Origin of the sequence: Sorangium sp. So ce726, from assembly GCF_051521405.1 — a bacterium.
Taxonomy (GTDB): domain Bacteria; phylum Myxococcota_A; class Polyangia; order Polyangiales; family Polyangiaceae; genus Sorangium.
Window position 1 is genome coordinate 10,355,927 of sequence record NZ_CP150349.1, and the last position, 22,581, is coordinate 10,378,507.

The 22,581-nt window shown below is 69.0% G+C and carries 15 protein-coding genes; 7 read left to right on the forward strand and 8 right to left on the reverse strand.

Going from position 1 to position 22,581, the window contains the following annotated elements; translation table 11 throughout:
- Positions 1-372 precede the first annotated feature (372 nt).
- On the forward strand, positions 373-1,446 hold the full coding sequence (locus WME79_RS38540; RefSeq protein ID WP_437525423.1) for a polysaccharide deacetylase family protein: 1,074 nt from the start codon (positions 373-375) through the stop codon (positions 1,444-1,446).
- Positions 1,447-1,618: 172 nt separating this feature from the next.
- Here WME79_RS38540 and WME79_RS38545 read toward each other — a convergent pair whose 3' ends face one another.
- Positions 1,619-2,494, reverse strand: a complete 876-nt coding sequence (locus WME79_RS38545) for a helix-turn-helix domain-containing protein (protein ID WP_437525424.1) — start codon at positions 2,492-2,494, stop codon at positions 1,619-1,621.
- Positions 2,495-2,863: 369 nt separating this feature from the next.
- On the opposite strand from WME79_RS38545, the gene WME79_RS38550 reads away from it, so the two are divergent.
- Both WME79_RS38550 and WME79_RS38555 read left to right on the forward strand, forming a co-directional pair.
- Complete coding sequence (locus WME79_RS38550) at positions 2,864-3,802, forward strand: SGNH/GDSL hydrolase family protein (RefSeq protein ID WP_437525425.1); 939 nt, start codon at positions 2,864-2,866, stop codon at positions 3,800-3,802.
- A gap of 164 nt (positions 3,803-3,966) precedes the next feature.
- The gene (locus WME79_RS38555) at positions 3,967-5,304 is read left to right on the forward strand and encodes an adenylate/guanylate cyclase domain-containing protein (RefSeq protein ID WP_437525426.1); all 1,338 of its coding nucleotides are present in this window, start codon (positions 3,967-3,969) and stop codon (positions 5,302-5,304) included.
- A gap of 83 nt (positions 5,305-5,387) precedes the next feature.
- Here WME79_RS38555 and WME79_RS38560 read toward each other — a convergent pair whose 3' ends face one another.
- Positions 5,388-6,980 carry an FAD-dependent oxidoreductase gene (locus tag WME79_RS38560; protein WP_437525427.1) on the reverse strand — a complete coding sequence of 531 codons (1,593 nt, stop codon included), beginning with the start codon at positions 6,978-6,980 and terminating at the stop codon, positions 5,388-5,390.
- A 92-nt stretch (positions 6,981-7,072) separates the two neighbouring features.
- Here WME79_RS38560 and WME79_RS38565 point away from each other — a divergent pair, with 92 nt between their 5' ends.
- On the forward strand, positions 7,073-7,849 hold the full coding sequence (locus WME79_RS38565) for a TetR/AcrR family transcriptional regulator C-terminal domain-containing protein (protein WP_437525428.1): 777 nt from the start codon (positions 7,073-7,075) through the stop codon (positions 7,847-7,849).
- A gap of 11 nt (positions 7,850-7,860) precedes the next feature.
- Here the strand turns inward: WME79_RS38565 and WME79_RS38570 are convergent, their stop codons facing one another.
- From WME79_RS38570 to WME79_RS38595, 6 genes are all read right to left on the reverse strand, one after another.
- Positions 7,861-9,201 carry a cytochrome B6 gene (locus WME79_RS38570; protein ID WP_437540025.1) on the reverse strand — a complete coding sequence of 447 codons (1,341 nt, stop codon included), beginning with the start codon at positions 9,199-9,201 and terminating at the stop codon, positions 7,861-7,863.
- Positions 9,202-9,815: 614 nt separating this feature from the next.
- Positions 9,816-10,517 carry a thermonuclease family protein gene (locus WME79_RS38575; protein ID WP_437525429.1) on the reverse strand — a complete coding sequence of 234 codons (702 nt, stop codon included), beginning with the start codon at positions 10,515-10,517 and terminating at the stop codon, positions 9,816-9,818.
- A 618-nt stretch (positions 10,518-11,135) separates the two neighbouring features.
- Complete coding sequence (locus WME79_RS38580; RefSeq protein ID WP_437525430.1) at positions 11,136-12,443, reverse strand: hypothetical protein; 1,308 nt, start codon at positions 12,441-12,443, stop codon at positions 11,136-11,138.
- 421 nt (positions 12,444-12,864) lie between these two features.
- Positions 12,865-14,634, reverse strand: a complete 1,770-nt coding sequence (locus tag WME79_RS38585; RefSeq protein ID WP_437525431.1) for a S28 family serine protease — start codon at positions 14,632-14,634, stop codon at positions 12,865-12,867.
- Between the two features lie 491 nt (positions 14,635-15,125).
- Complete coding sequence (locus WME79_RS38590; protein ID WP_437525432.1) at positions 15,126-16,352, reverse strand: lipase family protein; 1,227 nt, start codon at positions 16,350-16,352, stop codon at positions 15,126-15,128.
- 24 nt (positions 16,353-16,376) lie between these two features.
- A complete protein-coding gene (locus tag WME79_RS38595) occupies positions 16,377-17,492 on the reverse strand; it encodes a lipase family protein (RefSeq protein ID WP_437525433.1) in 1,116 nt (371 codons plus the stop codon).
- Positions 17,493-18,116: 624 nt separating this feature from the next.
- Here WME79_RS38595 and WME79_RS38600 point away from each other — a divergent pair.
- From WME79_RS38600 to WME79_RS38610, 3 genes are all read left to right on the forward strand, one after another.
- Entirely contained in the window at positions 18,117-19,151 is a 1,035-nt protein-coding gene (locus WME79_RS38600; protein ID WP_437525434.1) for a WD40 repeat domain-containing protein, read from the forward strand.
- Positions 19,152-19,396: 245 nt separating this feature from the next.
- Positions 19,397-20,896 (forward strand): PQQ-dependent sugar dehydrogenase, encoded by a 1,500-nt coding sequence (locus WME79_RS38605; RefSeq protein WP_437525435.1) that lies wholly within the window; start codon positions 19,397-19,399, stop codon positions 20,894-20,896.
- Positions 20,897-21,199: 303 nt separating this feature from the next.
- Entirely contained in the window at positions 21,200-22,210 is a 1,011-nt protein-coding gene (locus tag WME79_RS38610) for a hypothetical protein (protein ID WP_437525436.1), read from the forward strand.
- Positions 22,211-22,581: the final 371 nt, after the last annotated feature.

Sequence of the window (22,581 nt, forward strand, 5' to 3'; positions counted from 1 at the left end):
GTTGCAGCGCTCGTATCGATCTGCCAGGTCGAGGCCCCATCCGTCCCGGTTTCGCGCTGGCGATGCCCCGGACGGTGTGTTCCGTACCGGTGAGACACGGCGCGACGGGGGGACAGCGATGCATGCCTGGCGCTCGATGAGCGGTCGAGTCGAGAGATCGGCAGTCTACTCGATGGGGAGGGGTATGGTGGTACGGACCGATTGCGGTGACGCCGCGCGCAACCACCGCCGCCCCGCACCGCGACGGCGGGCGAGCTCTCGGCGAGCACCTTTCGTCGCGCTCGCCGGCGCCGCTCGCGAGCTGATCAGGCGGCGGAGCGCCGCCATCGCCGAACGCTGCTGCTTTCAAACGCTCTCGAGGGGGGACAACTCATGTCGAACGCAATGCGATGGCTCTCGGATCTCCTGGCCGCGCCGTGGGCGACGCGGCCATTCACGCCGATGATGCAGGGCCATTCGACCATCATCGTGATGCATCGGTTCGCGGACCCGGATCGCGGGATCGAGGGCCTCGATCCGCGCGCCCTCCGGCGCGCGCTGCAGTTCCTGAGAAGCGAGCGGTATCCGCTCGTCTCGCTCGAGCGGGTGTTCCGAGGCCTCGCGGGCGAGGAGCCGCCCATCGACCGGGCCGTCGCCTTCACGATGGATGACGGCACGATCGACCAGGCGACGGTCGCCGCGCCGATCTTCGCGGAGTTCGATTGCCCGGCCACCATCTTCGTGGTGAGCGGCTATCTGGACGGCCATCTGTGGTGCTGGTGGCACCGCGTGGAGCACGTGTTCGAGACGACGCGGCGCCGCGAGCTCAGCGTGATGGTGGACGGCATCCGCCACGTCATCCGCCTGGACAACGGCATCCCGCGGGCGCGGCTCGCGCGGCGCTTCATGGAGCGCTGCAAGCGCGTGCCCGAAACCGAGAAGCTCCGCGCCATCCAGCGGCTCGTCGCCGAGGCCGAGGTCGATCTCCCGGCGCGCCCTCCCGCGCGGTACGCGCCCATGTCGTGGGATGACGTCCGCGCGTGCGAGGCGCGCGGCATCACGTTCGGTCCGCACACGGTCACCCATCCGGTGCTCTCCAGGACGACCGACGCGCAATCGAAGCACGAGATCCACGTGTCCTGGGCGCGCCTGCGCGCCGAGGCCAGGCGCCCGGTCCCCATCTTCTGTTATCCGAACGGGCATGTGGGGACGGACTTCGGTCCTCGCGAGTGCGCGACGCTTCGCCGGCTCGGCTTCCTGGGAGCCGTGACCAACTGGCCTGGCGACCATACGACCATCAGCGGATTCCATAGCTCCGCGGACGCGCCGTTCTCGGTGCCGCGGATCGACTTCGGCCCGGATCACCGGAGCCTCATCCGCTCGGTGTCGGGCGTCCTGCGGACCAGCAGCTACTGCAGCGGCAACTCGCGCGGCGACGCGCGGTGGCGCCGGTCGATCCGGGCCTGATGCTCGATGGCTCTCAGGACGAAGCCCAGGGCCCGTCGGCCTCGCTGGTCGAGTGATCGTGGGACCCGCGCGCAGCCGCTCATGCAGATCGCGGGCGGCGCGGCCCCGCCGGCGCGCCAGGCGCTGCTCGGCGCGAGGGGATCGCCTGCGCCCAAGAAGCCCGGCTGGGCGCTCACTTCTTTCGATATGCGCCCGGCGTCGTCCCCGTGCGGCGCTTGAACGCCGTCGTGAGGTGCCCCTGATTGGAGAAGCCACACTCCAGCGCGATCTCCGCGATGGACAGCCGCTCGTCCTGGAGCATGGTCATCGCCCTCTCGATGCGGCGTGAAATGACGTACTGGTGGGGAGTCTGGTGAAAGGCGTTCTTGAACAAGCGCGAGAAATGGTCCGGCGAATAGCCCACCTGCCCCGCCAGGTCGACGAGCCCGAAGTTCGAGGAGAGCTCGCTGTCCACGAATTTTTCGATCTGAGTTCGCTGGCTCCTGGAGAGGCTCGCGTTGCGCAGCGAGATCTCCGCCCCGGATCCCGCTCCGTACCGTGCCGATAGGTAGGAAGCCAGCGCCAGGCAGAGCGACTGCACGTAGACAGCCCCGAAGTACTCCTGGCCCTCGGCCTGCGCCTGCAGGCGATGGACCAGGTCGACGACATGGGCGTCGACCAGGCCGAACCGCGGATCCCGCTCCGGGACCAGAACGGCGGACGGAGACGCACAGAGAGCCACCATGGAGGCTTCGGGGAAGTTCACCGACGTGCACACGGAGGGCCGCCCCCGCCACTCCACGCTGTGAAGCCTGGTCCTCCGCGGCAAGAGGTCCATCATTCCCGAGAGCCGCTCGAAGGAATGCTCCCGGACCTCGCCCGAGGTCGGCTCCGCGAAGCGAATGTCGACCTGCGACGGGCCTCCCGTCCAGACCAGGACCGCATCGCTCTCCGCCGAGAGTCCCTCGACCCGGCCGCTCTCGGGCACGTGCCCGATCCGGAGGGGCAGCCCCACCCAGTCCGATCCGGTGAGCGCCGCCCCGTATTTCGCTGAAAACTCCGCGGTCATGCCTGGGGTCGCCCCGGAGCATCGTCGACGTCGAGGAACACGGGGGTCAAGCCCCTCGTGCACTGGCATGTGAGCGTTCACACATCTCTGCTCGCCGGTGTCTGGTGGATCGGATCCCGCACGTCGGGATCCTGAAAACCTTCGCCGGGAATTTGAACGACCTCGCTACGAGCGCCACGTACCCTTCCCTTCACTTCCTCGCAGAGGCTGTGCGGGTGGTGTGGCATTGCGCCGAGCTCCCGCCAATTCTTTTCAAAACATATTTTTCTTCGGTCGCTGACCGGGAGCTGTGTTCACATGTCTACCTCGACCTCTTCGCTGCTCGTCCGCCGTGGCGCATTCGGCACCTTTGCCCGTGGGATTCCGCTCGTGGGCCTTCTCTTGGTCGGTTCCATGGCCTGCTCCAGCGCTTCTGATGGGTCGTCCGATGGCTCGGGTGGCACCGGAGGAGGTGCTTCTTCTTCCTCCGGCGGCACCCCGACGACGAGCACGGGTGAGGGCTCGGGAGTCTCCTCGACCACGAGTGGAGCGAGCAGCACGGCGGCGACCAGCGGTTCGGGCGGCGGAGCTGCTTCCAGCAGCTCGAGCTCGAGCAGCGGCGGCGGGGCTGGGGGCGCGAGCAGCAGCAGCAGCAGCAGCGCTGCGGAAACCTCGAGCGGCAGCGGGGGCTCGCCCGATACAGGGTTCCAGCCTTGCCCTGCGACGGGCGCCTGCAAGATCCTGCCCCTCGGGGACTCGATCACCTTCGGTCTCGGCTTCGACGGCGGGTACCGGGTCGAGCTCTTCCACCTTGCCACGCAAGACGGCCACGAGGTCACCTTCACGGGCACGCAGCAGATGAACGGCCCAGCGATGGTCGATGGCAAGCCGTTCCCCCGCAATCACGAGGGCATCAGCGGAGAGACCATCCAGCAGATCGCCAATCGTATACCCACCCCGGGGCTCCGGGATATGCCGCACATCGTGCTGCTCCATGCCGGCACCAATGACATGTATCAAAGCCCGAACGGCGCCGACACCCGCCTGGGCGCGCTCATCGACGAGCTGATCGCCGAGGCGCCCGACGCGCTGATCGTCGTGAGCAACATCATTCCTTTCCCGAGCGGCGCAAACGCGGTCAGCACGTACAACGCCAAGATCCCCGCGCTGGTCGAGGCGCGCGCCAGCAAGGGCGCGCACGTCCTCTTCGTCGATCAGTTCAAGGATTTCCCCACGTCCGAGCTCGGCGACGGGGTCCATCCCAACAAGGCTGGCTACGCCCGGATGGCGGGCCGCTGGTACGACGCGATCTCCGACTACCTGAGGTGATCCGGGCGCCAGCCCGATCCAGTGACCGCCGACCCGCTCGGAGCGCGGTGGCGCGATTGCCCGATACCACGAGCATTCCGTCCCCGCGCGCTGAGCACGGCGCAGCAGCGGCCGATTGACGACCACGCTTGCGTGCGCCGGCGCGCGATGTGTACGCTCGTCCGGTGCGCGCCTCGGTCGGTGAGATGCAGGAGCACGGCGGTGCCGGCCATCTCGGCGCGTCTGTGCGCGTGTTCTTTCGCGAATTCCTGACGGACACGGGCGCGCAGCGCGCAGCGCGCCAGCGGATCCGGACCGCCGCTGGCGTGAGGCTCCTCGTCGCTGCGCCCATCCTGGTGCCGTCGGGACTGGCGTTATCGATATTTGCGGAGCGCGCGCATCACCCGGCGCAGGCACGCTTCATCGTGGCCGCCTGGTTCGCCATGCTGGCGGTCTTCATCGTCGCGAACGGGGCCTTGTTGGCGGTCACGCGGGCCTCAGGGCGGGACGCCTCGATCATCGCTCGCGCGCTGACCTATGCCACGCTGACCGCCGAGCTCGCGTCAAACCAGCTTGTCATGCATGCCACCGGAACGCTGGTGTCGCCGGCGGCCCTGTACATCGTCATGTTCGTAGCGCTGTACCGGATCTTCCTCGGCTTTCGGTTCGGCCTCTTCACTGCGGTCCTCGGCTCCTGTCTGTACTGTGGCGTGGGCACCCTCGAGCTCATGGGCGTGATCCCACCGCCTCCATCGTTCAGCCCGTCTTTTCCACACCTCTTCTATGCTGAACCCGCGGCCGCGGCGGCCGTGATGGCCGACATGTCCGCCGGCATCTTCCTCGTGTTCTTTGCGTCGAACTACGCAGTGAACCAGACCGCCAAGCTCCACCGCTACCTCACGGAGTCCGTCCTCCGACGCTACCTGCCGCCGTCGCTCGTCGAGCGCGCCGCGCACGGAGAGCTGCGGATGGACGCTGAGCCCGAGCGGCGGGTGGTGACCGTGATGTTCACCGACCTCGTGGGGTTCACATCGCTGTCGGAGAGGCTCGGTGCCGAGGCCGTCGGGCGGCTGCTCAACCGGTACCTGTCGACGGTGGCTGACGTGGCGCACGCGCACGGGGCCACCGTCGACAAGTTCGTCGGGGACGCCGTCATGCTCGTGTTCGGAGCCCCCGATCCCCTCGACCCGGCCGAGCAGGCGCGTCGCTGCGTCGCGCTCGCGCGCGAACTTCAAGCCACGCTGCCGAGCCTGGGTGACGGTGTTCGCCTCGTCGCCCGCGCTGGCATCAACACGGGTGACGCCGTCGTCGGCAATTTCGGGTCGCTGGCGCGCTCGGACTACACCGTCATCGGACCTGCTGTGAACATCGCCGCGCGGCTCGAGACGGCGAGTGAGCCGGGCCGTATCCTCATTGGCGAGAGCACGGCGAAGCTGCTGGGCGGCGCCGTACCGCTGGAGTCCGCTGGCGAGCTCCGGCTGAAGGGCGTAGCTGCGCCGGTGCGTGCCTTCTACGTCAAGTGAGCGGTTGGCCGTCTGCGTGACCGGCCCTCCGGGTCAATCGATCGTGACCATCATCGTCGGTCGATCCCGCTGGCGACGAACACCTACTTGAGGGCGGCGAGCTCGCCGGTGCGGCGCGCGGCGGACGACACCCGCCCGAGGGCATCGGCGAGCGCGCCCGCCGGATCCGCCGGCAGATCGAGCGAGCGCCACGCCACGTAGCCGTCCGGGCGGACCAGCGACGCTCCCCCGGCCTCGAGGCCAAACGCCCTGCAGAACGCTCCATCATCGGATGATTGCACCTCTGCGCCGATGCAGACGCATTCGAGCTCGATGCCCAGCTGCTCACCGACCTGCGCTGCGGCGGAGCACCACCGCGCGTCCTCGGTGAGCAGCACCCAGCGTCGCTGGAGCAGATCGAGCGTCGACAGCCGCTCGCCACCTCTCACCACCCACGCGTGCGGCGCGCGCGTGCCGGGCTGACCCGCCCATTGCTCGGGCCGCAACGCCGGCGGGAGCCCGTCGCCGGCGCCGAGCACCGCCGTCGATCGGTACAGCTGCCCGAGCTCCATGGCGTCGTCGTCGATGATCGGCGCGCCTCCGGCGGTCCCGCCCGCGTGCGCCTTGTAGTCCTCCCGGGCGAAGATCTGGTGGTGCCGGAGCCACGCTATCGGGCGCCGCTCGGCGTCATATGTGTCGAGCAGATCCGGCGTCGACGCGCCGGAGAGCACCGCAGAGAGCTTCCACGCGAGGTTGTGGGCGTCCTCGATGCCGGTGTTCGCGCCGTAACCACCCCGGTTGGGCGGCAGCGTGTGCGCGGCATCCCCGGCGAGGAACACCCTGCCGGAGGTGAAGCGGTCGGCGACGAGGGCGCTTATCTCCCAGCGCCCGGTGGTGACGATCTCGATCTCCAGGTCAGCCCTGCCGATCGCCCTGGAGATCAGCGCTCTCAAGGTCGCCGCGTCGCGCTCCTCGTCATCCCAGAAGATCAGCACCCAGCGGCCGTCGCCGTAGGTGGTGAGGAATGCGCTGAAGCCCGGCTGCTCGATCGCGAACTGCGTGACCCCCGCTCGAAGGTACTCCTCGAGCGGAGCCCGGAAGAGGACGCTGCGCACCGTCCGGATGTGCCCTCGCCCGGCGCGGCCGATCCCGAGCGCCTCGCGGATCGCGCTGCGGTGGCCGTCCGCCGCCACCAGGTAGGAAGCGCGCAGCGCGACCTCTCGCCCGTCGCGCTCGCGCAGCCACGCGGTCACGCCGTCTGGGTCCTGCTCGAAGCGGGTCAGTTCAGTCTCGAGCCTCACGTCCGCGCCGAGCTCGACCGCCCTGTCTCGAAGCCTGGGCTCGAGACGATCCTGGGCGATCGCGGCGCCCGCGCACGGCGAGCGCTCGATCGCGGGCGCCACCTGCTCCCCGGGCGTCCACGGGACCTCCTCGAACCACTCCCCGGCGAGGCTCTCGATCCGAGCCCGGCGCAGCCGGAAGCCGGGCGGCACCTGCGGGATGTGCTGGCCCAGCCCGACCGCGCGATAGAGCTCCAGCGTCCTCGGCGTGTAGCCGATCGCGCGTGGATGCGGCGAGCTGCCAGCATGCCGTTCGACCAGCACCGTGCGCACACCTCGCCAGGACAGGAACACCGCGGCCGACAGGCCGACCAGGCTGCCCCCGACCACGAGCACCGACGTCGATTCTACGTGCATAAAAACCGTCCTTTGATACAGTGTATCACAACGATACAGTGTATCGCGTCGGATTTGTTGTCAACCGGGTGCCGATGCGAACAAGACGAGCGATGACCGCACGGCAGAAAAAACCGCACGCGACCGGCGCGTCCCTCATCTGGGAGCGCCCGGAGCCGGCGCTCCGTCCCGCTCCCGGGCCGCTGAGCAGAGACCGGATCGTGCGCGCCGCCATCGCGCTCGCCGACGCGGAGGGCCTCGCCGCGGTATCCCTGCGCAAGATCGGGGCCTCGCTCGACGCCGGCCCGATGCGCCTTTACGGCTACCTGGACACCAAGGAGGAGCTGCTCGAGCTCATGGTGGACGCGGTGTACGGGGAGATGGCGTCCGCGGGGCCGATCCCCGGCGGCTGGCGCGAGGCCCTCTGGACGATCGCCCATCGGACCCGGCGGGCCGCCACGGAGCACGGGTGGTTCCTCGATCTGCTGGGCGGCCGTCCCCACCTGGGCCCGAACGCCCTCGCGCACCTCGAGGCCTCGCTCGCCGCGCTGAGCGGCGCTCCGGGCTTCGAGGACATCGACGCCGTCATGATGGCGGTCGCGACCGTCAACGCCTACGTGATCGGCGCCATCCGCGGCGAGGCCAACGAGCTGCGCGCCGAGGTCGCGAGCGGCATGGATCAGACCGAATGGCAGCTGGCGTCGGAGGCGTACATCCGCCGGATGATCGCCACCGGCCGCTTCCCGACGCTCGCCAAGGTGGTCAAGGACGCCACCCACCCGCCGGCCGACGCCGCGTTCGACAGGGGTCTAGACTGCGTGCTCGACGGCATCGCGGCGCGCCTCTCCTGCGGAGCAGCGCCCGGAAAAGGTCCCCGCGAGCGGCGGTAGCTGCGGCCTTTCTACAGCACCCGCAGGAACGCCGTGAGGTCAGCTTTCTCCTGCGCCGTCAGCTTCGTGCCGAGGACGAGGTTGAAGAACTCCACGGTGTCCTCCAGCGTGAGCAGGCGCCCGTCGTGCAGGTAGGGAGGGCTGTCCTTGATGCCGCGCAGCGGGAATGTCTTGATGGGGCCGTCCGCGGTCGCCATCCGTCCGTTGATGAGCACGGGCTTGAAGAAGCGCTCCGCCCGCAGGTTGTGCATCAGGTTGTCCGTGTAGTACGGCGCGACATGGCACGTCGCGCACTGGCCCTTGCCGTTGAAGACCTGCTCTCCGCGGAGCTCCTCCGGCGTGGCCTTCGCGGGGTCGAGGCGCCCGTTCAACGCGAGCTTCGGCGCCGGGGGGAAGTCGAGGATCTCCTGGAACTCGGCCATCGGGTGCACCTGGTGCCCGCGGTCCAGGATGTTGATCCCCTTCTTCACGGCGATGACGATGTCGCCGTCGAAGTACGCCGCTCGCTGCTCGAACTCGGTGAAATCCTCGACGGTCTTGAGCGCCCGCTGCGAGCCGAAGAGGCGCTGGATGTTCACGCCGCGCAGCGTGGGGGTGTCGACCCGGTGGCGGAACTCCTGCGGTCGGATGTCGCCCACGAGGTGGGTCGCGTTGTTCGTGTGCCCGTTCGCGTGGCAATCGAAGCAGGCGACGCCGAGGCTCGCCTTCTCCGAGCGCCGGTCCGCGGTCGCGTTGAACTGCATCTGCGGGAACGGCGTGACGAGGAGGCGAAGCCCCTCGAGCTGCTTCGGGTTCAGGATGCCGTTGAAGAGCTCGTAGAAGTTGTCGATCGTGACGAGCTGCCCCTTGGAGACGTCGCCCAGGTCAGGCCGCGTCGTGAGGTACATCGGCGGCGGGAACTCGGAGATCAGGTGATCCGGGATATCGAAGTCGAGATCGAAGCGCGTGAGATCCCTCCCCGTCTGGCGCTTCAGCTCCTCGATCTGGAGCTTCGGAAAGACCATCCCGCCTTCCGGCTGGTTCGGGTGGGGCAGCGGCAGGAAGCCCTGCGGCCAGAGCCCCTGATCCCGGATGGCGTCGGGCGTGAGCGCCGCCAGCGATTCCCAGGTCGTCCCCTTCTCGAGCTTCACCCGGACGCCGCCCTGGACGGGCTTGCCGCGCGACATGGTGACCCCCGGCGCAGGCCGGTTCGCGAGGTCGTACCGCGCCTCGAGCAGCGTCTGGTGGCGCTTCATCACCGCGGGCTTGTCGGCCCTCATCCGGGCGAGCAGCGCGGCGAACGGCTCCTTGTCGACGACCGGCAGGTAGCTCGTGCGCGGCGTGTCGGGGCCGGGCGGCGGATACGCGTTCATGGGCGCCCTCGGGCCCGCCGGCGCGACCGCCTCGGCCGTCCCCGGCGGCGCGTCACGCGTGCTGACAGGCTCCAGAGGTACCGCCCCCGGCGTCGAGGCGCAGTGCACGAGGCCGAGCGAGAGCGCGGCAGTGCACGCGACCATGCACGTGATATCCATTCTCTTCACAGGCATACGAGCAGCTCCTTCACGAGGGGTACGTCGTCAGAAATGGCCGGCCAGGCGCCCCGCCTCCCAGCGCGCGGAGCTCCCGCCCGGTGCACACGAATGGCAGCTCGCCGGGCACACAGCCGAGGCGCTTTGAGCAGTTCCGCCCGCAGGCGACTCCTGTGCCAGGAGCGCGCCCGCTGTGCGCTCCGTTCCTGATCAGGCCCGGAGCGGGGCAATTTGCGCGGGAGATCGTGCCTCCTCGCTTGGATCGGCAGACGAGCACGCCTCGCGCCATCGCGGGTCACCGTGCCGACAGAGCTCACGAGCGCGCTCCGTCCAGCCGAGGAGCAGGGCAGCGCGAGGCAAACTGCCACGATCCGTGGCATGATGGCCCGCGTCGCTCCGCCTGCGCGACCGGGGGCGCGCGCACGCGGCGCGAGCGCGCGCGCCCCACGGCGATCCGTTCAGCCGCCCTGCGCGCCCCGCTCCGGCCTGGCGCGGAAGAACGGCGCCTTGACGTCCTTCGCGTCGAAGAAGAACACCCGATCCCAGACGGGGACCCGCTCCCGCTCCGCCAGATCGTACACCTCGCCTCGGGACAGGCTGCCGACGAGCTTCGCGCTCGAGTGGCCTCGCATCCTCCACCGGAACTCGTACGGGAGCAGGACGCTGGAGTCGCCGAACATGCCGCGGCGCTCGGCGAAGCTCCGCCGCGCGGCCTCGGAGAGCTCCCGGGCGTAACGGAGGTTCGGGGCGACGATGTAGGTCGTCGCCAGGCCCTCCTCGAGCATCTGCCGGTTGATGAGCCGGCCGCGCGACAGGACGTATCCGAGCACGCGACCGTAGGCGTCGAACGGCTGTTCGTCTGTCTGGATCTCGACCTCGGCGCCGTCAGGGAGCAGCTCGGAGAGCCGCTCGGCGGCCACCTCGGCCCAGTATCCTTGCGAGGCGCCGAGGAAGTGCGTCTCCGGCGTATCGATCGAGAGCATACGGACAGGATGGGTCACGCCGTGCTCGTCGCGCACGCGGAGCGTGTCGCCGTCGACCGTCCTCACCACCTCGGCGAGGAACCTGTCGCCCGGCAGCTCCCGGCGCAGGCCCCGCCTCCGGGAGACAAGAGACACGTAGTCGATGAACCTCCGGAACTCCGGAAGCAATCCTGCCATCGCCCCCTCCTATGATGGATAGCCCCACAGACACCGCCGTTCGCGCATCGCGCGGACTTTCACCCTGCCCAGGCGGCCTGTTCCATGAAGATATAGAGAGGGCCCTGGCCCTAGGAAAGCGCTCGCCGCGCCTGACCCGCGGGGCGCGAGGTGGCCTGAAGCGCCGGTCGGATAGAGAGGGAGATTTGAACGCAAAGGCGCAAAGGCGCAAAGTCGCAAAACAGACAAGAGAGAATCATTTTCCTCCTTCGCTCCTTGGCGCGCTGGCGTTCCAATCTTCTTCTGGCGCCTTCACGAGATTTTTCTCTTCTCCTGGCGTCTTGGCGTCTTGGCGCCTTGGCGTTCAATTCTTCTTCTTCTCCTCTCCTCTTCTCTTGGCGTCTGGACGGCTGCAGCTCGTCCCCACACCAGGCCGCAGCCGGCCAAGAGCCGCTTGCCGGCCCGCTCCGCCTTGGGGCTACGCTTCCTCCGCGCTTTCCCGTTACGATGACCAGCGGCGGGCGCGTCGAGGTGCACGCAGGAAACCGGGCGACGGTGGCGGGCAGCGCCGCGCCCAAGGTGGCGCCGCATTCTCGTTCATCTCACCGGCGTCGCCGTGAGCCGGTCAGATAGCACCGCTCACCCCGCCGCCTTCCGGGCCTCGCCGGCGCCGATCTCCTCCAGCAAATCATCCTCATCCTCCCCCGCGGACACCTTCTCCAGCGCCAGCCGCAGCTTCGGCTCGGCGCTCGCCTCGGCGGCGACGCGGATCCGTTTCTCCACCGCTTCGCCCCCGTGCGGGCGCGCCGCGAGCGCCGCAGCGACGCGCTGCTCCGGCGGCGCAGAACCGTCCTCGACGATGCGCAGCACCTCTTCGAGGTCGTTCCCCGCCGTCCGGTATCCGGTCCTGGCCACCAGCGACTCCAGCGCTCTCTTCCACTCGGCCAGCGGCCGGCCATTGCGCGCGATGACCTCCAGCAGCCGCGCCCGATCCTGCGTCGCGGCGACGGCCTGAGCGGCCTGAATACGCTCGATCAGCGCCGTGGCCTCAGCGCGGCTGGCCGCCGGGACGGTGATCGACTTGCCGTCCCGCAGGCCGACTTTCACGAAATGATAGACGCCGCCAACTCCCCCGTGGGTGAGAGTGACGTGGACGATGGCCCTGTGCGGGAAGAACCGCCGCCGGAACGCGCTCTTGACCATCACTCCGTCGGTGCCGATATGCACCCAGGTCGGCGTCACCTTGGACCAGAGCCAGGCCGCGACGCCCAGGAGCGGCGCGAGCCCGCCCGTTGCTGTCATCGGCGCGAGGGGCGCGATTGACCATTTCGCGATGGCCGTGAACAGCAGGATCAGCACCGCCAGCACACCCGGGGCGAGGATCAGGACGAAGAAGGCCAGGAGACAGCCCGCGATCTTGCGACCGCTGGAGTCCTCGCGGTACGTGCGCATCCGCACCGCGCGCGCCTGTGCCCCCGCCCCGGCCCGCGACAAGAGGTCGACCGCCTCCTCCTCGGACGCTTCCTCGACGGCGGCGACGCGCCCATCCGAGAACGACAGCACCGCGGCGTGGCCGTTCGGCGTCCGCTCCGTCCAGCCGCCGGCGAGGCGCGCGAGCGGCAGACTGCTCTCCTTCGCTCCCTCCGTGATCAGCAGCCGCTCGCCCTCGATCTTCACGCTGCCGTCGCGGAGGCGGCGCTCGCCCGGTCCGCGGTCCGCGCCGGCGAACGACAGAGCGTTGACGAAGTAGCTGCCAAGGCCGATCAGCGCGGCGAAGAGCGAGGCCTTCTCCATCCCGAGCACGGCTAGCCCCCACGGAGCCGCGAACGTGCCGACGAGCGATGCGACGACCAGGGATCCGAGGAGGCGCTTGTCGCGGCGGACGTCCTGCACCTCGACCTTGCGAAATCGCTGGGGCGAAGCCGCGCCGGGAGCTTCCTCGCTCATTGCTGCGGCCGCATCGCCGCGATGTGCTCCCCGTGGTCCGCGGTGCTCATCGCTCGAGGTTAGCCCGGGAGCGGCCGCTCGGGGCGGCGATTCCGCCGGACGGGCGCCGGCCGTTCCGGGTGCGGCCGGCGGGCTGAACCTCTGTCCCACGGAGAGCAACAGACGGGCATGAGCAATCGAGAAGCGGCGAAGGTGGCCATGGCGGCGGCGAAGGTGGCCACGGTGAAGCGACCGGCGCGGCGCGCTGGTCTGCGCGGTTCGGCGCCGGGGGGATCGACGTGGGCTACGGCGTCGCCGCTCGCTGTACGATGGCGGGCAACCGACCCCCGAGGGGAACAGCGCCGTCAAGGTGCTCGACGGGTCAGGCAACCAGCTCTGGGAGGCGCAAAACGATGGCACAGCGAGACGATCAGAGAGCCACTCACGGGCGCAGCATGCGCGGAGAGCGAGGGAGGGCATCGCGCAAGGGCTGCGCCGTCACGAGCGACCGTGGCACGCCCGCCCACCTGGCGAGCGTCGCCACCGCGGCATCCCTGTCGGCCGGGGCGAGGCCGCCGATGTGCGCGCCGTGGTTCTCGCCCGGCGCGAAATAGCGATACGAGTCCACCGCCGCGCCGAGATCGAAGGCCCCGGCAGACCAGGGGTCGTTCTCGCCGTAGATGAACAGGAACTCGCTGCCTTCGGTAGCGACCCAGCGCGCGACGTCCTCCATCGCGGCAGGCGAGAACTCCGGCTCGACGGGGATGCTCGGCAGGCGGTCGACCGACCCCCAGTCGAACGTGAGCAGGTCAGCGATATCAGCGGTGTCGGGCATGGGGGCGCCGAGCTCTGTGTAGCATTGCCAGTAGTACGGCTCGAAGGCGAGATACGCAGCATCGGCGCCGGCACTCACGGGAGAGATCAGGCCGAGGGCCAGCCACAGGTCGTCGTCGGACACCGACGCATCCGGGATCTGGCCGCAGTTGACCTCGTGCAGGGAGAGCCAGAAGTAGAATGGGAGCCATATCACAGCTCTCTCGAGCTGCGCCTCCACGCCGAACAGGTCGTAGGTCAAGCCCAGCGCGTCCGCTTCCGTCTCCGCGCGCTCGAGCATGGCCGGGCGCCGGAGCAGCACCTCGCGCCGGAACGCGGTAATGCGCTCGCGGCAGTCGGCCTCGCCGACCTGGTTCAGGAAATCGATGTAGCGTGGATCTTCCACGCCGTGGCTAAGCGGAGTCACGTAGGCCACCGTGCCGTCGACGTCATCGGGGTAGAAACGACGATGGTAGACGGAGGTCATTCCCCCCTTGCTCGCACCCGTAGAGAGCCATCTCCCGGTGTAGATCGTGCGGAACGCTTCGACGACGCGGTGGTGATCGGCGGCCGCCGCTTCGATCGTCATCTTGGTCCAATCCGCCGGCTCCGGGCGCGACGGCGTGAAAAAGCGGTGCTCGATGTAGATCTGGTTTGCGTTCAAGAGCGCGGTGGGCTCTTCGATGTACTGCTCGGGGAGAAACAGCGAGTAGCCGGTCGCGGCGAGCACGAGCGGCGCGCTCGCGTCGCGGTGGTGCAGCGCGAGCCGCTGCCGGAAGCGCTCGCCACCCGGGGCATCGTGATCGACAGGCTGTTCGATCTCGATGACGAAGAACCGATAGCCGGGGATCTTGGACGCCTCTTCCGTGACCTCGGCGAGGTCGAGCGCGCGCAGCTGATCCAGGATATCCACCGCCGCGCCGCCGCCGCCGGCCGACCCGCCCACGCCGCCTGTGGCGCCAGCGCCGCCGCTGCCGTCCGCCGCGCCGCCGCTGCCGTCCGCCGCGCCGCCGCTGCCACCACCGCCGTCGGTCGCGCCGCCCTCGCCGATGGAGCCACCGCCGGTCCCAGCGCTCGCGCCTGTGCCCGAGCTCGCGGAAGATGTCGTCGAGGCGCTCGCCTCTCCGCTGCCGTCGTCTCCGCAGGCGGCGACGGCCGCTAGCGCGAGCGATATCAAGAAGGCAGCGCTGCTGTTCTGCATCGCCCGGTCGGCCATCGTGGCGGCAGCGTGCCCGATCGGCGTTCGGAACGGCGTGGCGCAGCAAGATTTCCACGTTGCGGGTGAGCCATCCCAGGGGAGCAGCGCTGGGGAGGCACGAGCAGGCGAGAGCTGTCCTCGGTCCGGCGCGCTTATTGTCGAGGTCAAGTCGCCGACGCCTGGGCCTGCACGCGGCACCACGAGTCAACCTCCAGGACGCGGCGCCGCGTCGATGGCGATGCTCGGTGCGCTGCCGTGCGACCGATCCGGGCGTTCCTCTTCGTCATGGCTCAACCGCCCGGTCGGCCCAGGACGAGAAAGCTGCGTCCTGCCGCCGCGCATGGGCTCGGCCGACGGAGCTCCTGTTCTCGAACTCCACCGCGATCTCTCGATCCTAGTAGACGGCGAAGACGTCGGGGATGTGGCCGTCGAGCTTCAGCGGCCTCGGCCAGCCGGGGATGTCCGCGAAGACCTCGGCCCCGTTCTTGACGTGCCGCTTCGCAGTCCGCCGGATTCGCCGCCTGCTCGGGGTCCTCGGGCGGCGAGTAGAAGCTCCGGCTCCGAGGCGAGTCGCTGCGAGCGGCCCCCTTGGGCTTCAGAGCTTCCCCGAGGAGCCAGGCGCCGCAGACGACAGCCACACCAAGACCGAGGAGTTTGAGCCCGCCGGGAACTCCATCGTTGCCCGGGGTCGCTCAGGGGCGGAACTCGGAGCCAGGGACGACCTCGAGGGACGTGCGCAGGTAGTTGAGCGGGGAGTGATCCGCCAGCGAGTACGGCAGGGGCAGCCACGAGAAGAGGGGGAGCTGGTCCTTGAGCCAGGCGAAGGCCCCCAGCGCCAGCGCCGCTGTCCCTGCGAGCGCTTGCTCGCTGCCGATAAGCAGCCCGTTCGCGCTCACCTGCGCGCGCTGCAAGGCCCAGCCGGTGTCGAGAGGCGGCGCGGTGTAGAGCTGCCCGGAGTGCGCGAACCTCCCCATCGTGATCGGCGGGAACTGGGGTACAGCGTCGCGCCGGTAAACGTGCCGGAAGAGCTTCTCTCCGAACCGATCGTCGCACGTCCGGGCGAACACCGCATCGCCAACCATCGGCTGGCCGAAGGTGTAGATCCCGCGGACCTTCCTCTGGAGGGGAGCGAGGAGGGGATCCCGGTGGATCTCCGCGGCGGCCAGAACCGCGAGTGCGCCGCCCAGGCTGTGCCCGCCGATGTACAGCGCCTTCAGCTTCTCCTCGGACGCTTTCGGGATCTCGCCCATCGGGGACGCTGGGCTCACCTCGGGTGCGCGCGTCACGGAGTGCAATGGCGCCAAGCCGCGGACCGTACCCGACCCCGTCCCGGGCTCCGCCAGGGAGACGCCGTGGCCGACCCTGTTGAGCTCCGCCAGGAGGCCAATAGGATACCCGAGCAGCGCTCCCCGCAGCAGGATCCTCACAAGGGGCCATAGAGCCAGGAACGCGCGGAAGAAGCCGCCGTGCACCTCCCCGGTGGAGAAGTACGAGTCCCTCCTCGCGCTCGCATCGAGGAGGAGCTGGATAATGTTCTTCGGGTCCGTCCCCCCGAAGCACACGAACACCAGCTCGCCATCGCGGCTTTGACTGATGTGGACGGTGGTGTCCAGGAGGAGGGCGTTGTTCCTGAGACGCATGGAGATGGTCTCGTTGTTGGTGAAGCCGCGGAGGCGCAGCATCCGGGCCATGACGTCCGCGTCCGAGTACGCCCAGGTGGACGCGGCCGAGAGCACGGCGGCGGCCTTCTGATCGTAACTCCCCGGCAGCACCTCCACCAAGTCGTGGATGAGTCTCTCGTCGTTGGGGAGCTCTGCCTTGAGAACGTCCTCGAGATCCCTCCGCGCCCTCGGGCCCAGCCCCTTGAAGTGCTCCGTGAAGAACGTGTAGTCGCGTGCCTTGGCGCTCTCGTAATCCATGTGGTCTCTCTCGACGGTAACCATTCAGGGGAGGAACTCGGAGCCAGGTGCGGAGCGCATCGAGGTGCGCAGGTACTGGAGCGGCATGTGATCCTCCATCGAATAAGGCACTGGCAGATCCAAGAGCCAGCCCAGCATCCCGATCAGCGTGGCGATGGTCCCGAACGTAGTCTGGCGTGGCGTCGCGCCCTTGCCCGCCAGCTTCCAGCCCGTGGCTGACGAGCGATACTCGTTTCCGAAATGGGCGAACCGTCCATTCATCCGACCTGGCAGGCGGGGGATCACGTCGTTCCTGTGGACGTGCCGGAACAGGCGGTCCCCGAAGATCTTGGAGAATTTGGCGGCGAACACCTCGTCGCCGACCATCGGCTGCCCGAACGTGTAGACGCCGCCGAGCTTCTCCTTGAGCGCGACGAGGGCGGGCTCCGTATGGATCGCCGCGGCGGCCAGGACCGCGAGCGCTGCGCCGAAGCTGTGCCCGGTGATGTAGAGCGTCTCCAGCGCCCCCCCGCCCTCCGGCCGAGAGGCGTACGGCGCGGGGCGCGCGGCGCCATCCTCGTCGAAGCGCGTAGGGCAGCGATGCCCGGCGGCGTCGATCTGTATCATGTCGCAGATAGAGTGTCCCTGCAGGGCGCCATCGAGGAGGATCTTGAGAGAAGGCCAGAGCGCCAGCAACGCGCGGAAGAAGCCGCCGTGCACCGATCCCGCGGAGAAGAAGGGGTCCCACCTCATGTCCGCCGACGCCAGTACCTGGACGAGGTTGGTTACGCGCGTCCCGCTGAAGCAGAGGATTACGACCTTCCCGGTCCCGCTCTGGACGACGTGCGCGGTGGTATCCACCAAGACACCTTCGTTGTTCCAGTGGATGGTCACGGTCCTGTTGTTGGGGAGACCGCGGACGCGCAGCATCCTGGCCATGGAGTCGGCGTCCGAGTACGCCCACGCGGCCGCCGAGGCGAGGAGCGCCGCGATCTTGGGATCGTACCTCCCGGGGATGGCCTCGAACAGACCACCGGCAAGGGCGTCGTCGCTCGGGATATTGCGTCGGAAGATCTCCTTGATGTCCTCTTCGAGGCTCGCCCCCGCGAGGTTTTCCACGAAAGACTGGTAGTCAGGTGCTTGCGCGCTTTGGAAGTCCATATCGCATCTCGACGCCTCGTTCGCTCGACGTCGCCTTCGATCCCGGGATCCACCATGACAGCCGGCCTCCTCCGCAGCAAACGTGGAGCAGCTGAGATCACGGGGCGATCGTCGAGTGACCCGTGCTGGGCGGCGCGCTCATCGCTCGTTGTGTACAGAGCTGCGGTGTCGAGTCGAATGGGTGGACGGTTGAGTGGACCGTGCTCATGAAACGCGCCTTCGGGTTCGATGCTCTGCGATGCCCGAGATGTAAACGGAAGATGTGCGCGCTTTCCACGATCACGGACCCAAAGGCCGCGCGCCGCATCCTCGTTCATCTCGACCTCGCCTCACACCCGCGAACGGCAGCACCCGCACGCGACCCGACGTGGGAGCCGATGGCGTTCGGGTTCGACGCCGCGTAGCTGGGCACACGACCCGTCCCCGTCATGGCGAGCGCACGCCGCCGTCGTCGAGGCACGGCTGCGCCCGGAGCACGCCGCCCCTGCCCTGCGACGGGGCAAGCGGGTGTCCGATGGACCAAAAACGGCTCGCCAGACGCCGCCCCCGCGGGGCTTGACTCGGGCGAAAGTTCTACGGTTTCCTATCCGCCCCGACTCCGGATATCGAGGATGGAGACACGACGTGCGTGAAGCGGAGCCACTGCGCCTCCCCGTCCATTGCGACGCTCTCGACGGCGTCCTCGCCTGGGATCCGGCCGGAGAGCGGCTGGCCGTGTTCGGGCGGCAGGGGCTCGTGGTCGTGCGCGTGCGGGACTCGAATGCCCTCGTGCTCGGCGAGCCGCGCGAGAGCGTGCGCTCGGTGGCCTGGTCGCCCGACGGGAGCGCGCTCGCGGTCGCCTACGACGGCCGCGATCTCCAGCGCCTCCTCCACGCGGCGGACGGCGCGGAGATCTGGCGGGCCTCGATCGGGCAGGCCGCCGTCGACGCCGTGACCTGGTCGCCCGATGGACGGCAGATCGCCTTCGTGGATGACGAAGTCGTCGTCTGCGACGCCGGGAGCGGGGCGACGCTGTGGCGCCGTGGAGAGAAGCGATCTCGGCGCGTGATCGGCGTGGACGCGTTCTCCGATGTGAACCGGGTTCGTGTCGTCGAGCGCGCCCGCTTCGAGGAGGACCCGATCTACCCCGGCGAGGTGCGGTGGTCGCCGGACGCGAGGCTCCTCGCGGTCTCCTGGGGAGGGATGTTCCGAGTGCTCGGCGCGCGCGACGGCGAGGTGAAGGCCGAAGGGACGGGCGCGGGAGAGGCCCTCTTTTGGACCTCCTGGGGAGAAGCGTTGTTCGAAGAGGGCGAGAGCCGGCTGGCGAGGTGCGCTTCGCGCATCGTCGATCCGTGGGCGAGGACCGTCACCTTCTCGCGCGACGGCCGCTTCGTCGCGGCCGAAGGCAAGGACCATCGCTTGTGGGTCCAGGACGAGAACGGCGTGCGCGCGCTCGATGGGCACCCTCGGACCATCGAGGCCATGGCCTGGTCGGTGAACGGCGAGCTGGCCACCGCCTGCCGCGACGGGGTGGTGCGGAGGCTGCCGCGCGCCGACGGCGACCTCGAGCGATGGGCGCATTTCGACGAGCTGCGCAGAGGCCTCGCCTGGTCGCCGGATGGAACGCGCCTGGCGGCCTATTGCGCAGAGGCGGTGTTCGTACTGTCCGCGACAGCGTGATGCTCGAGGGCATCGACGTGAGCACCATCAACATGGTCCACATCCACTGCGGCAAGCCCGGCATCCCAGCTCGCGCTCGCAGGTGAAGCTTTCCTTGCTCAGCCTTTCGAGCACAAGGGGCACCCGCGCGGGTGGCGTGTGTGCAGTGCCGGCGGAGCTATATCGTGAGATCGTATTGAGTCGTGGGGTTGCGTTGAATGGATGCGGCATTGGACGCATCGATAAAGCGGTATAGGATGCGCGCCATGCTCCTTCGCCCCTGGTGGCTCGTGGGTCTGCTCGCGGTATCGTCCCTGGCCTGCAAGAGCGAAGGCTCGGAGGAGGCTTCCGGCGGCGCAGCGCCGTCCGGAGGCTCTGCCGGCTCGAGCTCGAGCTCCGGCGGAAGCGGCGGCGCGTCGAGCAGCAGCGGCGCGTCGAGCAGCAGCGGCGCGCTCGCCGGCACGGGCGGCGCGGCGCCGAGCACGAGCGGCAGCTCTGGAACGGCCGGCGCGGGCGGCGCCAAGCCATGCGACGCGAGCGCCGCGCCGGTGGTCGGCGGGCTCGGGTTGAAAGCGATCGTGTCGAGCAGCCAGCTCCAGGGCGTGTCGCAGGCGGTGCAGGCTCCCGGCTCCGACGACTGGTACTTGATAGGCCAGGGCGGAAAGGTCTGGGTGTTCTCCGAGGGCGCGCTGCGGCCTGCGCCATTCTTCGACCTTTCGAGCGAAATCAAGCTCGACCCGACCTATGACGAGCGCGGGCTGCACTCGATCGCATTCGCCCCCGACTACGCGACGAGCGGCCTCTTCTACGTGGTCGTCACGCCGACCACGGGCGCGCGCGCGAACCGCGACCTGGTGCTCGAGCACCGCCGCGCGAGCGCGGATCCGTACCAGGCCGACATGACGGTCGTTCGGGAGTTCTTGAACCTCGCGGGCAAGACGCCGAACGACCTGTTCGCCAACATCCACAACGGGTACCACGCGGCGTTCGGGCCCGACGGCATGCTGTACGTCGGCATGGGCGACGGCGGCGGGAGCTGCAACGACAATCAAGGCTTCGTCGGCTCGCCGCAGAACATCACCAAGCCGTACGGCAAGATCCTGCGCTTCGATCCGAAGAGCCAGTCGCCCTACGGCGCAGCGGACAACCCGTTCGTCGCGGACGGCGACCCGCGCGTGTTCCACTACGGGCTCAGGAACCCGTTTCGCTTCTCGTGGGACCCGGCCACGGGCGACCTCTACATCGGCGAGGTCGGTCAGGACACCCACGAGGAGATCAACGTCGCTCCGGCGGGTTCGAAGGGCTTGAACTTCGGGTGGGCAGCCTTCGAAGGCGAGGAGGCGACCTGCGCCGGGCGCGCGCTGCGCGAAGGCAGCACGCCGACGCCGCCGATCTATTTCACGACGCACGGTGGCGGGAGCGGGATCCGGGTCGAGTGCAAGACGTCGCCGTTCTGTGACTACGGCGCGATCGTGGGGGGGCCCGTGTACCGCGGGTCGGCGTTACCGGAGCTCCAGGGCGTGTACTTCTTCGGCGACTGGTCGGCCGACAACCTGGCCGCGCTGGTGCACTGCGGCGACCAGACCTCCGAGGTCACCGTGATCGACATCGTGCCGGACCCGAACCAGCCGAACAACGGATTCCTCCTGCGGGGCGACGGCGTGCCCGAGATCGAGTCGATCACGTCGATCGTCGAGGACCATGAGCACGAGATGTACCTGGTGATCAACGGCAACACGCTCGCTCAGGTGGTCCCGGCGCCCTAGGCCACGATGCACCCTTGGTTCTTCGTTCCTATGATCCCTCCTTCGATCGGCTCCGTTCGATTCCTTCGCTTGACTGGCGGCGCATGCCGCCTGTGGTGGGCAGCCGCGGTGCTCGGCGCTCTCGGTTGCGGCGGCGGGGATGAGCCGACACCGCCAGGGGCGAGTGGAACGGCCGGGTCCCCAACCACGGGAGGCGCCGATTCCGCGGGTGCGGGGACGGGCGGTGCGTCAGGGAGCACGACGAACGGCGGCACGGCAGCAACCGGCGGCGGCGCGGGGAGCGACGCCTGCAGCGATTTCGTGATGCCGGCCGACTGCACGATCCCCGAAGGCGCCGTGCTCCCCGGAGAGCTTCGCTGCACCGGGCTTTACGGCGACTGGGAGCGGCGCTCGCTCGCGTGCGGCGTGATGGAGTACGCGCCGGCGTACTCGCTCTGGGCAGACGGCGCCGAGAAGCGCCGCTACGCATGGATCCCGCCCGGCGAGAAGGTCGACGTGACCGACCCCGACGACTTCCGCTACCCCGTCGGCACGCAGTTCTGGAAGGAGTTTCTGATCACGGACGGAGGCGGCCGGAAGCTCGGCGAGACGCGGCTGATGCGTCGCGTGGCGGCCGGCTGGATGTACACGACCTACGTCTGGGACGCCGACGCGACGACCGCGGTGCAGACCAATGACGGCGTCACGAAGCTCCTCGGCACCGAGCACACCGTGCCCTCGCGCGAGGAGTGCAAGGAGTGCCATTCGGGGCGGCGCGATTTCATCCTGGGCTGGGACGCGCTGATGCTGGGCGAGGGCGCGACCGGTCTCACCCGGCGCGATCTGGTCGAGCGCGGGCTCGTGACCTGGAAGGACAAGGACGCCGGCGCGCCGGATCCGCTCGAGCTCTCGATCCCGGGCGACGCGGTCGAGAAAGCGGCCCTGGGCTATCTGCACGCGAACTGCGGGGTGAGCTGTCACAACGACTCGCCGCGCGCGCTGGCGCAAGAGAGCGGGTTTTTCACGCGGCTCGATCACGGCGCGCTCGGCTCGGTGCTCGAGACGCCGGTGTGGGTCACCGGGCTCGAGCGCGCTCCGAGCCCGAACGCGCCGCTCTCGGTGTTGCCGCCCCCGCCAGGCGGCGGGAGCTACGTGGATCTTCGCCCGCTCGACACCGAGCGCAGCCTGATGTTGGTGCGCATGCGCCGCCGCAACGAAGATGCGGCGATGCCGCGTCAGGGAACCACCCAGGTGGACGCCGAGGGGGTCGCCTTGATCGAACGATGGGTGCAACAGATGACCCCTGAGCGGGGCTACCCACCTCCGGCGCCCTGAGCCGGTCCCACGGCGTGCCGGCGTCCGCCCTGCCCTCTGAAAGCGCTCGCCACGCCTGACCCGCGGGGCGCGAGGTGGCCTGAAGCGCCGGTCGGATGGAGAGGAAGATTTAAACGCCAAGGCGCAAAGACGCAAAGACGCAAAAAGACAAGAGAGAATCATTTTCCTCCTTCGCTCCCGCGGCGCGCGAGCGTTCCAATCTTCTTCTGGCGCCTTCACAAGCTTTTTTCTTCTCTTGGCATCTTGGCGCCTTGGCGTTCAATTCTCCTTCTCCTCTTCTCTTTCTCTCTCTTTGCGCCTGGGCGGCTCGCAGTTCGTCCCCACACCAGGCGGCAGCCGGATGAGCGCCGCGCGCCGTCCCGCTCCGGCTT

Bases quoted from the DNA above. Each gene is read 5' to 3' on its own strand.
- WME79_RS38605 (WP_437525435.1), top strand. From the start codon at position 19,397: ATGCTCCTTCGCCCCTGGTGGCTCGTGGGTCTGCTCGCGGTATCGTCC.
- WME79_RS38590 (WP_437525432.1), bottom strand. From the start codon at position 16,352: ATGGATTACGAGAGCGCCAAGGCACGCGACTACACGTTCTTCACGGAG.
- WME79_RS38560 (WP_437525427.1), bottom strand. From the start codon at position 6,980: ATGCACGTAGAATCGACGTCGGTGCTCGTGGTCGGGGGCAGCCTGGTC.
- WME79_RS38540 (WP_437525423.1), top strand. From the start codon at position 373: ATGTCGAACGCAATGCGATGGCTCTCGGATCTCCTGGCCGCGCCGTGG.
- WME79_RS38545 (WP_437525424.1), bottom strand. From the start codon at position 2,494: ATGACCGCGGAGTTTTCAGCGAAATACGGGGCGGCGCTCACCGGATCG.
- WME79_RS38580 (WP_437525430.1), bottom strand. From the start codon at position 12,443: ATGAGCGAGGAAGCTCCCGGCGCGGCTTCGCCCCAGCGATTTCGCAAG.
- WME79_RS38575 (WP_437525429.1), bottom strand. From the start codon at position 10,517: ATGGCAGGATTGCTTCCGGAGTTCCGGAGGTTCATCGACTACGTGTCT.
- WME79_RS38570 (WP_437540025.1), bottom strand. From the start codon at position 9,201: ATGAACGCGTATCCGCCGCCCGGCCCCGACACGCCGCGCACGAGCTAC.
- WME79_RS38610 (WP_437525436.1), top strand. From the start codon at position 21,200: ATGCCGGCCGACTGCACGATCCCCGAAGGCGCCGTGCTCCCCGGAGAG.
- WME79_RS38595 (WP_437525433.1), bottom strand. From the start codon at position 17,492: ATGGACTTCCAAAGCGCGCAAGCACCTGACTACCAGTCTTTCGTGGAA.
- WME79_RS38565 (WP_437525428.1), top strand. From the start codon at position 7,073: ATGACCGCACGGCAGAAAAAACCGCACGCGACCGGCGCGTCCCTCATC.